Here is a 12,458-nt window from a genome sequence, read left to right on the forward strand (position 1 = left end):
ACCACACCACTGCCGAGGCGGCACCGCCCCGGGTCGCCATCGTGACCGGCGGCTCACGCGGCATCGGACGCGCCGTCGCCGCGCGCCTGGCCCAGGAGGGCCTGATCGTGGCCGTGAGCTATGCGAGCGATTCCGCCTCCGCCCGGGAAACGGTAGAGGCGATCACCGCCGCCGGCGGCCGGGCGATCGCGCTCCGAGGCGACGTCGCCGACGAACACGCCGTCACCGCCGTGTTCGACCGGGTGCAGGACGAGTTCGGCGGTGTGGACGTCGTGGTCCACTGCGCCGGACAGCTGGCCCTGTCCCCGATCGCCGACCTCGATCTGGACGTGCTCGACGCCGTGCTGCGCACCAATCTCCGCGGCACCTTCGTCGTCGCGCGGCAGGCCGCCCGCCGGCTGCGCGCGGGCGGCTCCTTCGTCACCTTCTCGACCTCCGTGGTAGCCACCCAGTTCCCCGGCTACGGTGCCTACGCCGCCGGCAAGGGCGGCGTCGAGGCGATCACCCTGATCCTCGCGCGTGAGCTGCGGGGCCGGGACATCTCCGTCAACACCGTCGCCCCCGGGCCCACGGCGACCGACATGTTCCTGGACGGCAAGACGGCCGAGCAGATCGAGGCGCTGGCGAAGGCTCCGCCGCTGGAGCGCCTGGGCACACCGGCCGACATCGCCCACGTGGTCGCCTTCCTCACCAGTGCGCAGGGGCACTGGGTCAACGGCCAGGTCCTGCGGGCGAACGGCGGCATGGTCTGACGACACAGCCCGCCCCATCCCTCCCACCCATTCACCATTCGAAAGGAACACCTCATGCCCTACGCCAACCTCAAGGTTCCCGCCGGCACGCTCACGGACGCGTCCAAGAAGAAGCTCCAGGACGCCGTCATCGACGCCTTCGCCGAGGTCTACGGAGAACGGGCCCGCCCGAACACACTCGTGATCCTCGAGGAAGTCGCGGACGGCGGCTGGAGTCTCGGCGGAACCATCCTCACCGCCGAAATCCTCGGCCGCATCTGAACAAGGCGGCGGCATCGACCGGCAGCCGACCGGCCGGATGCCCCTCGACACAGCCGGTCCGGCTCGCTCGCGGTGAAACCGAACTGCACCAGGTCAGGGGCAAGACCGGCATCCGGGTCACGGCGTGCGAAGCCCTTGCCGCTGCAGCGGGGGCTGATGCTGGCGAGGCCATCCACGCGCTTCCGAAGAGGCGTTGTGCTCGACGGGCCTGCCCACCTTTGTCGCCCGCCGGGCCCCGGCCGGGCGTTCCCCCGGCCGTCAGGAGCTCGCGCTCGATCCGGTCGGCATCCGGGTGCCGGCTCTCCCCCAGGAACAGTTCGGCCTGCCGCTCGCTCACCACGTCCCTGGCCGTCAGGCCGACCGCGGCCAGGCCCCGGCCCTTCCAGACGCCCGGCGCTGGGCGGCAAGCAGCGGCGCCCCCGCCGTGCGGTGGCCGTCGCCGGCCACCACGCCACGGAGCAGGTAGCGCCACCCGTTCCCCTGGCGGACCTCACCTTTGCTGATCAACGGGTCATGGAACCCCGCCCTTGACCAGTGAAAAAGCGTGATCCGGGGTCCCTCCCGTCCGGCGGGAGGGGATCACCGGATCTTTACCGGAACGCCCACCAGGCGGGCCGCCGGGCCAGCCCGAGACAGTGAGCTCTTTCAGTGCGGCCACTGATCGGGTGACGGGTCCGCGTCCCGCGACGCACGAGGCTCCCGTGCCGTTGGAGGAGGTGTTCTTGTCTCAAACCCACCGGCGCGGGGGCCTCGTTGGTTGTCTATCCTGCCCCGACTTGCCTCACGCTCCGGTCGAGTGGGTCACCCTGCTCATCGTCACCCGTGAGGGTGACCGCCGCCGCAAGCTCCCGCCGCACCAGCGTGCTCTGGTCGGCCTGGTGTACCTGCGTCGGCATGACACCCTGACGCAGAACTCGGCCGGTTTCGGGATCTCGGTCGACACCGCTCACGCCTATGTCACCGCCGTGCTCCATCACCTGTCCAAAAGGGCACCGGGTGCTGCGCGAGGCCAATCCCGAATACGTCCTCTTGGACGGCACGCTCGCCGAGTGCAACCGGGACGGCGACGGCCGGGCCGACTACCCCACAAACACCGCCGTCAGGGCGTGAACGTGCAGATCGTGACCGATGCCGCGGGCAGACTGCTGTGGGCCTCGCCTGCGCTGTCCGGCCGCGCCCACGACCTCACCCCAGCCCGCGCCCACCGGATCATCCTGCTCTGCGAACGCCAGGGCGTCCCGGTCCTCGCCGACCGCGCCTACATCGGCGACGGCTCCTGGGTGACCACACCGGTCCGATGCCCGCCTCGCGGGGAACTTACACCGACCCAGCGCACGATGAACCGAGCACTGTCCACGGCCCGAGCACCGGTCGAGTCGGGTATCGCACGGCTGAAGTCCTGGCGGAACTTCCACTGGGCCCGCTGCAGCTCGAACCGCCTGACGTCAATCGCCGCAGCCGTCCTCACCCTGGAGCGGCAGCGCTGAAAGGGCTCAGTAAGCGCCACCGATGTGTGCACAGTCCGCCGCGTGTTGAAGCAACTGATCTACGCAGACCCTGCCCGCTGTGCGGCCGGCCCCTCACGCTGCGCCCGACCGTCGTCGTCCGCTCGAACGTGCCGTACCCCACCCAGACCGACTACCTGCCCCACTGCACCGCCTGTGCCAACGACCCGGCCAGACGCAGAAGTGGAACGACCTGATGAACGCCCGTTACGGCAGCTGATCCGGGCCGTGCGGATGCTGCGCCACGACCGCATCAGCACCATATTCACACCGCCATATCAGCCCCGAGCCGGTTCCAGCGTCTCGCGTGCCCGAGGCCCGGGATCCGGGCCCTCCGGCTGGTCGCAGGCCCCAGCCGCGTGCCCGAGCTTCACTCACCCTCGCGGGTGCGCATACGATCGACCGGGCAAAAACGATGGTGAACTGTGGACGTTCCCGGCTTTTCGTCCTCTCTGTCAGAAGAGGAGAAGTCTTTCGTCCCAAACCCTCATCGGCCGCCGTACCGCAGGAGTGCATCTGCCTTTCCGCCGGGCTTGGCGGAGCACGGTCTGGGCGATGGCGGTCGTGTCGTTCGTGACCGCCGGGCCGTCGCAGCGGTCGCACAGGACGGCACGCTGCCCGCCGGCCATTACCCGCAGCGGGTGCTGGCCTTTGTCGCCAACGACGGCTCCCACACCGTCTCCGCCTACACCGTACGCCCGCCCGGACCACTGGGCGCGACCGCAGTGGGTCTCCACCCCACCGGCGTTGGCGCCGCCCCCGACGGGAACACCGTCTACGCAGTCAACAGCGGCTCCAACTCGGTTTCGTTCATCTCGTCGGACACCCGCCAGGTGGAAGCGACCGTGCCCGTGGGCAAGATGCCCTTCGACGCGGAACCCACTCGTGACGGCTCTCGAGTGCTGACCGCCGATTACGGCTCGGACATGGTCAGCGTCATCGGTCTCGCAGACCACCGGGTCATCGCTACCGTCCCGGTCGGCCGCCTTCCCCACAGCATCACCACCGTCCCCGACGGCCGTGCCTACGTCACCAACAGCGGGGACAACACCGTCAGCGTCATCAGCCCTGAAAACACCGTCATCGCGGCGATCCCCGTCGGAAACGCGCCCAGCGGCATCTCCGCCACCCCCCGCGGGGACACCGTCTTCGTCTCCAACTCGGGCTCGGGCACCATCTCCATCATCAACACCGCTACCAACGCCGTGATCACCCTGCCCACCGGCCACCGTCCCGAAGGCATTGCCATCACTCCCTGCTGACCAGAACCTCGGTCTGTGCGGAACGCTCTGCGCAAGGCGCCCTGCCCGGACGGGTGCATTTTCCTCCTCTCTGTACGCGATGCCGGCGGGCTGCGCAGCAGCGGGCGTCTGGGAGCCATTGGTACCTCATGGCGCGCTCGGCCGTCTGGTGACGTCTTATTGGTGGAGACTGAGCAGGGTGTTGTACGCCTCTTGGACGAGGTGGTTGTCGCGTGCGGCGCTGCTGTTGGCGAGGGCTGCGACGGCTGTGCCGTGGTGGGGGTTGAAGCCGGCGAAGGAGGAGAAACCGAAGGTTCCGCCGGTGTGGTAGTAGACGTGGCTGCCGTCGGGGCGGGGCCGGACGTTCCAGATGAGTGCGAGTCGGGTGGTGCTGCGGGGTCTGCGGAGCCGGGGCTGCTGGACGTCGTGCAGCGCGGTGCGCAGGGAGGCGGGCGCGTGTTCGGCTGAGGCTGGGTCGAGGAGGGCTTCGAGGTAGGTGAGCATGTCGCGGATGCTGGCCCTTATCGAGCCGGACGCCGCCAGGCCTGGCATGTGTGTGGGGGGTTGGGCGCGGCGGCGCCAGTGACCGGTGGCCTGTCCGTGGGGGGCAGGGGGGACGCCGCAGTAGGCGTCGCGCAGGTGCAGAGGGCGCAGCAGCCGTGTGCCGGCCAGCGCGGGGTAAGGGGTGCGAGCTGCTTCGGCCAGGGCGTGGCCGAGGAGTGCGACGGCGTAGTTGGAGTAGTGGTAGCGGGTTCCGGGGCGCGCACGCAGGCGGGCGCGGGACAGGACGCGCAGGGCTGCGTCTTCGGTGAAACGGGCGTAAGGGGCGGTCAGCAGGGGGACGGCGGGGGTCTGTGTCAGGGGGTGGAGGAGCAGGGGCACGAGGTGGGGCAGGCCGGGGGCGTTGTCCGGCAGACCGGAGGTGTGGGTGGCCAGGTGGGTCAGTGTGATGGCGGTGCCTTGCGGGGGCAGTGTGGTGCCGGTGGGCAGATGTCGAACGAGGGGGTCGTGGAGGTGGAGGATGCCGCGGGCCGCGTGTTCGGCGAGCAGGAGAGCGGTGAACGTTTTGGTGAGGGAGCCGATCTCGAAGCGGGTGGAGGCGGTGGCCGGCCGGCCGTCGTGGTGTGCGGTGCGGCCGCGTACCACGATCGCGTGACGGCCTCTGCGGTGCAATGCCACGGCGACCGTGCTGGCTGCGGGCGTCGCGGTCAGCAGGGTGCGCGTCGCCTGTTCGGTGAGTGCGGGTTCGAGGCGGCGGGTGTCGTCGTCGGTGGAGGCGGCGTGGTCGGATGCGGTCATGCGCTGGGATCCGGCACGGCGGCGGAGGGGAGGGTCAGGTCGCGGGAGAGGGCGATGGTGGCGGCGATGGCGCTCACCGTGGTGCTGTGGTAATGGTCGCGGAACCGGGTGGCGGGGTCTTCTTCCAGGGGGCGGCCGTCGACGGGGAACAGGCCGTCGGGGTGCTGGGTCCGTTCCATGCGCTGCCAGTCGTCGAGGTCGATGTGCGGCTCGGGCAGGCAGGCGCCGACGGCCAGCAGTTCGGCCACCAGATCCCAGTGGCGGGTCTCTGTCCAGATGTCGGTCCATACCGGCAGCCATCGGGTGAGATAGGCGGTCAGGGGGCGGGGCAGGGCCTCAGGGCGGCGTCCCCAGTCGGTGATGTGGAAGACGGTGTGGGTCAAGGCGTAGGCGGTCTCCCAGTCGATGTGCCAGGGCTGCGGGGTGGCCGCGAGCCAGGTGGCCTGGACGAGACGTTCCCAGTCGGGGACTCTCGTGCCGCTGTCGTGTCCGGTGATGCGCAGGGCGTTGGCGACGGCGAGCCGTCTGCACGGGACGTACTCGACGATGTGCGCGATGCCGGCCACAGCGAGGTGGGAGGTGAGATCCTCCAGGCCCGCGTGGCGGTAGCCGGCCTGGGCGAAGGGGGCGTAGCACTCCACGGCGTCGGTGGTCATGGGGTGGTGCAGCAGCCGCTCGTACAGCAGCGCTCCCTGCCCCAGCCGAAGCCAGCAGAAGTCCAGCAGTTCGCGGGCCAGGCGGCGTTCACGGCTGCCGGCGGTGCCTTCTGTCAGGGCCAGGCCGGCCGCCAGCGCCATCTCCGCCAGGGTTTTGACGGCATCGAGGTCGGGGGCGAGGTCGCCGGCGTCGGGCACGCTCAGTTCCCGGTGGGTGTGCAGCCACGACAGGGCACGGGAGCGGACCGTGTGGGCGAGGGGCGCCAGGGATGTGCTCACGTGGGCTCCAGGCCGAGCAGGCGGCGGGTGATCGCGGTGTCCAGGGCGCAGCGGCTGTTGTCGCCGCCGCGCAAGGCGGTGTCCGAGGTCAGCAGGTCCAGATCCACTTCCGGTGTGCTGTCGTCGGCGGTCAGCCAGGCCAGCCAGCGGGTGATGCGCGCGGCGGTGGTGAAGTCGCGGCGCAGGAAAGCGCGGGTGGCGCCACGCGTCAGGGCCAGAGCGTGACGGCGGGCGGCCTGGTGGACGGGTCCGTCCAGGCCGGGGAGCGCGAGCGAGGCGAGCTGTCCCATCCGCAGCGACCACGGCACCCACCCCTCCCCCCGGTTACCGGCCGCGGGGCCGGCCGGGCGTCGGCGGGGTGCGTCATCGTCGCAGCACGGTGGGGGCCCGGGCAGTGGCGGGATGTCCGGGGCGCCGGCAGGATCCAGACGGGCCACTGCCGCGAGCAGCGCCCAGTCGATCCATGCCCTGATCCACGGCTGCTCTGCCCCGGCGGGCGGTGCCGGCGGCGAATGGCGCGCCGGTTCCAGTGCCTTCAGGCAGACACGTACAGCCTCGGCCTCCTGAGGACCGAGGCGCTGACCGGTCAGCAGGTGGGGGGAGAGGGCATCGGCCCCGAGCATCCGCACGGCACCCGCCGCGGCGGTCATCCGGCCGGTGCCGCTGTCCGCGGTCGGCGCGCTGCGCGCCGCCTGGAGGTGGGCCGCCACCACGGCCGTGTCCTCGGCGCCGCGCAGGGCGCCGAGGACACGCTGTGCCAGCAACTGGGCCGCTGCCTGGTACTCAGCACCCCGCCGGTCCGTCACCGGTCCTTCGGCTCCTTCGGCTCCTGGATGCCGATGACGATGATGTGAGCTACCGGCGGCGTGGGGAGCGGGGCCCCGCTCACCGGCGCCTCCGCGCCCGCCACGAGCGTCTCCAGCAATTCCGCGTCCACCGAGACGACATCGTCCCGTGTCGTGTTCAGCATGTTCGTCATCCTTTTCGTTGGTTGTGATTCCGGCAGGCTGGTGCAGAGCGGTGCGGGTGACGGAAAGGCGTCCCGGACGGTCTGCGGGGTGTACCGTCCGGCTGGGTCAGTGCACGGCGGTGAAGAGGACCGACTCGAACAGGATTCCGTTCACTTGGCTGTGGGGAGACGTCGCGACCCCGCCCGCGGTGCAACTGCCGTCGAGGTAGACCGTCGCGTTGACGTTCGTGTCGTTGTAGCCGGACAACTCCGCCGTCGGCAGCTTGTAGCAGACGCCCAGCGTCGGGTTGTTGAGCTGCCCGGCGCCACCGAGCAGATCCTGGTAGTAGAACGAGCCTGTCGCTGTCGCTGTCGTCCCGGCCAGGGACGGGGACGCGGCGGCGACCACGGCAGTCGCACCGGCAGCCACCATCAAACCTATTCGACGAAAAGACGCCATGGATCCTCCCAAGGGCAGTCGCCGGCGCCCGAGAAGGCGCCACACGGGGACAAGCCCGGTACAAGCCGAACCAAGCCGGAACCCGGTAGCCGCAGTGAACCAGCACCGCCTCATTGATCGGTACACGCTGCACCAGGGCGTGAAGAGTGCGGGCGTGGCGAACATCGCGCAGGAACCGCCGGGTTCACGCCCGCGTACGCGCCCCTTACAACTCGCCACCGGGCTGTCGGACTCATGCCGGACAGGGACGAAGGTTCACCGAAAGGTCACCGGGACCGTGAATGCCTGACGCTGCCGGGGGTCTTGAAAATCGGGAGCGGATCGGGAACGTCATTATGTGATCAGCGCGCCCACGACCTTGCGCGGTCGAATCTCGTCGGGTGAGTGAAGCTGACTGGTGAGCCGGGGTGGGGTCGGCGAAGGATGGGTGGGTGAAGGAGGGATCCAGGACCAGGGTGCGCAGCTCTTCCAGCGCTGCGCGCAGGCGGCCAGCCTCCGCGGCGGGCCCGGAGCCCGCGAGGTGAGGCATGCTCATGCAGCACCTGTCTCGGGGGTGTTGTGGAAGGCGGCCGGGCGGGTACCGGTCCGGTCCGTCGCGCGCGGTGAGCAGCCGGATGTAGCGCGGGTCCGCCGCCACCGCGTCGGTGTCCTCCAGCAGCTCGAGCTTTCGGGCATTGGCCAGGTTGACGACGTGAATGGGGGTGGTGCGTGCGACCAGGGCGCCGCCCTGGTGCAGGTCGTGCTTGACCACGCACGCGGCGCGGCCGTCGGGCCCTATGGGCCCCACGCGCAGTCGGCGGTCCCGGCCGATCATGTACCGGTCGAGGTCGCGGTACAGCTGCCCCTCGGCGACGGTGCGGCCCGTGGCCGCTGGGATCCTACCCTGTGTTCTCAGGCCATTCTGGCGAAATTGCGTCCGCCGGCTAGCGGCGCACGCATGTAGTCGTGTCCGCGGTGGGTCACTGTTTCCGGATAGGGAGAGCGTAGCGAGGCGGTAGTGCGGGGCAGGGTGAGGAGGCCGTTCGTCGCGTGACCGTGCTCACGGTGGGATGGGAACACGCTCGCGGGGGTCGGGGGCGGTGGCCAGCCGGGCCTGGAACTGGGAGTCGTAGCGGGTGCTGCTGTGGTCGGTGGTGACCTTCCGCATGGTGCCTCCGAAGAGGAGTCCGGCCATGGCCGCGACGGTGCACGAGGCCGGGTTGTGGGTGTGGAGTGATGCAGAGCGATGCGGTGAAGCCCCATACCGCCGTGGTCGATAGGGGCTATGGCCCATCCTGCGGCAGTCGGTAAGGCGTTGGCCGCGAGGCCCGACCGCTGCCGCATCCGGCGCCGGATGACCTGCCCCCGCAGCGTCGGGGCCGCGGCGGACAGCTCCGTCCACGCGGCCATCGGAACGCCCGGGACATCGCCGGTACCACCGGTGTCGCCAACAGGGTGTGGGCGAGGGTGCCGGTCAGGCCGGGCACATGCCCGTGCACCGCGCCGAGGATCCGACCGGGGCCGAGGGCGGTCGGCAGCGAGTCGTACCCGTTCCAGCGCAGCCGCGCGGCGGCCGGCGTCATCCGACCGGGGATGAGGGCGTAAGCGCGGAACGCGCGGCGGTGAACGCTCCGGCGCGGCAGTGCAGGAGCGGCGGCCCATCGTGGTGCGGGCCTGGTCGGTGCGTGACTCCCGCAAGTCCCGCAGCGCCGTCAGGTCCAGCACCTCGCGGCGGCCGGGCTGCTTCTCCTGGTCGTCGTGTTCGGGGTCGGCGGTCGAAGACACGAGCAGTTGCTCGGACATCGCCGCCTGCTGGTGCCGGGCGACGTCGTACGCCCGGCCCCGCACAGCGGTGGCGGTGGCGGTGGTGGTGCGCAGCTTCTCGCGCACCACCGCGCCGGCGAGGACGGCGCGCTGGTACTGGAGCGGGATGCGGGGGATCTCCCACTCCCTCGCATCCTGGCCCGGCCGGTGCGCGGCCGGCTCGCCGGGATCGGCCGGTCGTTGCCGGGCCGGGCCGGGCGCCAGCGTGGGTGGGCGGTGGCGGCCGGGCGGAGGTCGGACAGGGACCACCGGGCGTTGTAGAGGCAGTAGCCAGCCTCCAGGCCGCGTGCGGTCTTCGGCTCACTGATGTCCAGGCAGCGGGTGGAGATGGCGGTGGCCACGATCCGGTCGCCAGGCCGGGGGTGCGGCGGCGGCCCCGCAGGACCAGGGCGAGGTGACGGCGGCCTTCGGCAAACAACTGCCGGCCGTGGAAACGGCCGCCGTCGTTCATCACGAACACCGTCGCGGCGACGCCGACGACCGCCAGCGCTATGTCGACCACGGCAGCGACCCGGGCCCCGATCGCCACGGCCGCGGCGCGGGCGTGCTCGAGGTGGGAGGTGATGATGTCGGCGGCAACCCCGGAGGTGAGGATCGCGCTCGCCTTCCACCACGCGCGCAGCTGCGCGAGCGGCCGGGCCGACTGCTTCGGCGGGCGGGTCTTACGGGCAGCCATCGCGTTGAGCTTGGCGCGGGCCCGCTCGGAGACCACGGGCAGGAACCGCGGCTCGTCGGCGACGTCGACGGGGGTGACGTCCTTGTGCCCCGGCTCGGCCAGGCAGGCGGTGATCTGGTCGCTGCGCCGGGCAGTCCAGCGGATCAGCTCGTGCGGCACTCCGACGATCTCCATCATGGGCCGGCGCCCCGGGGTGACGGTGCGCGACTCGGCCGCCAGCCCCAGCGCCTCGCATACCTCGGCGGCCACCAGTTCGCTGCAGAGCGCGGAGGCCGCGACCCTGTTCTCGTACCAGGGCCGTGGTGTGGACCGGGCCCGGTTTCCCGTTCAGACGCTGCCCCTTTCACCGGCAGCGGCGGATGGTCATGGAGCAAGGGCCGTCCCGGAGCGCGCCTCGTAGTGGCGGAAGCGGGCGGCGACCAGACCGCCGGGCGGCCGCACCCGGTAGGTGCCGTCCTTGCCGTACCGGATCACCGCGACCTCGTCCTCGGTCCACTCCAGCACCCGCTCGATCGCGTACTCGTGCGCGGCCCCGATCACCCGCCGCGTCTCCTCACCACCCAGCGCCCACAGGAGGTAGATCGTCGGCTGCGGCCGGAACACGAAGTCGACACCCGTCACCGTCACCCGGCGTCCGAGGGCGCCGGCCTTGAACGCCTTCTTCGCCGATTCGCCCTTGGCGAGCCGCTCAGCCTCGATCCGCTCCGCGTCCGGGTGCCGGCCCCGCTCGTCGAACAGATTCCGCAACTACGCCTCGGTGACCTCCTCCCCCGCCGTCAACCCGAGCACGGCAAGCCCCCGGCCCATCCAACGCCCGACCGGTACACCGGCTTGCTCCTGGGTGACGCGCAGCGGCGTGCGCGCCGGGCGGCGGCCGTCACCGACAACGGTCTCGCGCAGGTAGTAGCGGTGCATGGGCCCGGCCCGGATCACCCTGATATCCACCGTCATGCAGACCACGCCACACGGCTCTGACCTGCAAGGAAAGACCGATCAGCGGCGGGTTTCGCCAGGCGCGATCAGCGACCGAACCTTCTTCTCAGGCGCCCGCCAGGCGGGAAGCAGCCACGGCCCGGAAGAGAATGTCATCGCTCTCCGGCAGCACGCACACCACGACCCGGACGACACCAACACGCACCACCGAGCATCACCACGCGCCAAGGAACGAGTACCCCCAAGGAAGCACCGCCTCCGGCATCGGAGGCTTCGTCGTGCTGCCCAGTGACCGTGCACGATAGTTGGCCCGTGGGGCCGGGTCCTCGCTCAGCCACGGCAGAGATGCGGCAGGCGTCCGGATGGGTCAGGGTGTGGGCGAGGCCTCGGTGAGTGCCATCCAGTCTCGGATCGTCTCCTGGTGCGAACCTGTCGCCGTACTCGCAGCCACCGCCTCGGCGTCCTCGACGGAGCACGGCGTTCCTGCTCGGGTGAGCAGGACGAGTGGCCACGCAGGGCCCGCGTCAGCCGGCTCCCCGTCGAAGGCGGTCCAGTCCCAGGGCCCGCCGAACCGCCATGCCCGGCCGACGGCATCGGCGACTTCGTCGCCCACCTGGAGGGACGCGTATGGGCGCATCAACAGGTCGAAGGTGAAGGGAATGCCATCGCCAGGGTGGATGGTGTAACCCGAGCCATCAAGATGGCTCTCGTCCGGGAACTCGCGATAGGACAGACCTCGGGGGAGCACGGTCACGGTCCGGGTGGGATGTGGCAGCCAGGCCGTCTCCAGCGGGGGGTCGTGGTGTTCGACATCCGTCACGTGCACGACGGTGGGCGGCACTCCGACCCGGCAGACGTCTCCCGCCTTCAGCTGTTCGGGCGGTGGGTCCGTTCGAAAGAGCTCGGCCTCCGCCTCAGGCGAGAAGCCCCCGCCGCTGTTCACGCCGAGGGCGACGACCCCGTTCCAGCGCGCGAACTCGTTCTCGGTGTCGATATCCCACCACGGCCATCGCACCGACACGTGACCCTACGTGACACCCTGCACGACCCGGGTAACCGTGAAGGGGCAAGCAACCGACAGCACGTCACCCACCCGGAAGTCCCCCTCGTCAATCATTCGATCAGGGTAGTCAGGTTCCTTCGGCGGCTAACGCGGGCCCACCAGCCGAGGGGCCCGCTCGGGTTTGCTGGCCACCACCGCGCACATGGGCCAACTAGCACGTGCTCACGCGCGCTCTCGGCGGCGGCGCGGGCCAGGCGGAGAGCTGCGGTACGGGTCCGGGAGCGGTCGGCCGGGGTGTCGCCGACGCCATCGAGCAGGGCGTAGGCGCGGGTGCCGTCCGGCGCGGTGAACACGGCGGTCGCGTCGCACTGGAAGGCCTGGTCACCGGACCGCTGTGCGGTGGCATACGAGGTCATGGCCAGGTCCTCGTCCACGTCCTCGCGCATGGGCAAGCCTTCCAGAACGCGGGCGCCGGACAGGCGGAGCGCTTTGTGAGGGTGTCCGTGTCCGAGCGGGTGAATCCTTCCTCGCGCACGCGGACGCAGCCCTGGACGCCCCTTCTCTGTCCGCTTCCGAAGCCTCAGGGTTCGGCGTCAGAAACAAGTCCTGCAGAGAGCTTCCGTCCGGTTGCCCGGCGCATT

General features: G+C 70.7%; 13 protein-coding genes and 2 pseudogenes. 4 read left to right on the forward strand and 11 right to left on the reverse strand.

What is annotated here, in order from left to right; all coding sequences use genetic code 11:
* Positions 1–38: 38 nt before the first annotated feature.
* The 4 genes and pseudogenes from H5J33_RS10305 to H5J33_RS10320 all read left to right on the forward strand — a co-directional run bounded on the left by H5J33_RS10305 (position 39) and on the right by H5J33_RS10320 (position 3,780).
* Positions 39–752, forward strand: a complete 714-nt coding sequence (locus tag H5J33_RS10305; RefSeq protein WP_309485372.1) for an SDR family oxidoreductase — start codon at positions 39–41, stop codon at positions 750–752.
* Positions 753–806: 54 nt separating this feature from the next.
* Positions 807–1,013, forward strand: a complete 207-nt coding sequence (locus H5J33_RS10310) for a tautomerase family protein (protein ID WP_181794590.1) — start codon at positions 807–809, stop codon at positions 1,011–1,013.
* Between the two features lie 722 nt (positions 1,014–1,735).
* Positions 1,736–2,500, forward strand: a pseudogene (locus H5J33_RS10315) (transposase family protein).
* 551 nt (positions 2,501–3,051) lie between these two features.
* Complete coding sequence (locus H5J33_RS10320; protein ID WP_181794591.1) at positions 3,052–3,780, forward strand: YncE family protein; 729 nt, start codon at positions 3,052–3,054, stop codon at positions 3,778–3,780.
* Between the two features lie 156 nt (positions 3,781–3,936).
* Here H5J33_RS10320 and H5J33_RS10325 read toward each other — a convergent pair whose 3' ends face one another.
* From H5J33_RS10325 to H5J33_RS10375, 11 genes and pseudogenes are all read right to left on the reverse strand, one after another.
* Positions 3,937–5,058, reverse strand: coding sequence for a serine hydrolase (locus H5J33_RS10325; protein ID WP_181794592.1), 1,122 nt, complete (start codon positions 5,056–5,058; stop codon positions 3,937–3,939).
* Entirely contained in the window at positions 5,055–5,993 is a 939-nt protein-coding gene (locus H5J33_RS10330) for a DUF6895 family protein (protein WP_181794593.1), read from the reverse strand. The genes H5J33_RS10325 and H5J33_RS10330 overlap by 4 nt, the downstream gene beginning before the upstream one ends.
* On the reverse strand, positions 5,990–6,799 hold the full coding sequence (locus tag H5J33_RS10335; protein ID WP_181794594.1) for a hypothetical protein: 810 nt from the start codon (positions 6,797–6,799) through the stop codon (positions 5,990–5,992). Before H5J33_RS10335 ends, H5J33_RS10330 begins: the two co-directional genes overlap by 4 nt.
* Positions 6,796–6,963 (reverse strand): hypothetical protein, encoded by a 168-nt coding sequence (locus H5J33_RS10340; protein ID WP_181794595.1) that lies wholly within the window; start codon positions 6,961–6,963, stop codon positions 6,796–6,798. The genes H5J33_RS10335 and H5J33_RS10340 overlap by 4 nt, the downstream gene beginning before the upstream one ends.
* Before the next feature lie 106 nt (positions 6,964–7,069).
* On the reverse strand, positions 7,070–7,375 hold the full coding sequence (locus H5J33_RS10345) for a hypothetical protein (RefSeq protein ID WP_181794596.1): 306 nt from the start codon (positions 7,373–7,375) through the stop codon (positions 7,070–7,072).
* A gap of 259 nt (positions 7,376–7,634) precedes the next feature.
* The gene (locus H5J33_RS10350; RefSeq protein WP_220212176.1) at positions 7,635–8,297 is read right to left on the reverse strand and encodes a DUF6354 family protein; all 663 of its coding nucleotides are present in this window, start codon (positions 8,295–8,297) and stop codon (positions 7,635–7,637) included.
* Positions 8,298–8,441: 144 nt separating this feature from the next.
* Positions 8,442–8,576: a hypothetical protein gene (locus H5J33_RS37350; protein WP_258564991.1), complete on the reverse strand. Its 135-nt coding sequence runs from the start codon at positions 8,574–8,576 to the stop codon at positions 8,442–8,444.
* 384 nt (positions 8,577–8,960) lie between these two features.
* A pseudogene (mobF, locus tag H5J33_RS37355) lies at positions 8,961–10,628 on the reverse strand (MobF family relaxase).
* Positions 10,629–10,832 (reverse strand): hypothetical protein, encoded by a 204-nt coding sequence (locus H5J33_RS10365; RefSeq protein ID WP_181794599.1) that lies wholly within the window; start codon positions 10,830–10,832, stop codon positions 10,629–10,631. It lies immediately after the preceding pseudogene.
* Positions 10,833–11,181: 349 nt separating this feature from the next.
* Positions 11,182–11,835, reverse strand: coding sequence for a hypothetical protein (locus tag H5J33_RS10370; RefSeq protein WP_258564992.1), 654 nt, complete (start codon positions 11,833–11,835; stop codon positions 11,182–11,184).
* 92 nt (positions 11,836–11,927) lie between these two features.
* Positions 11,928–12,263, reverse strand: a complete 336-nt coding sequence (locus H5J33_RS10375) for a hypothetical protein (RefSeq protein WP_181794600.1) — start codon at positions 12,261–12,263, stop codon at positions 11,928–11,930.
* Positions 12,264–12,458: the final 195 nt, after the last annotated feature.

The organism is Streptomyces sp. WELS2, from assembly GCF_013870595.1.
Classification (GTDB): Bacteria; Actinomycetota; Actinomycetes; order Streptomycetales; family Streptomycetaceae; genus Streptomyces.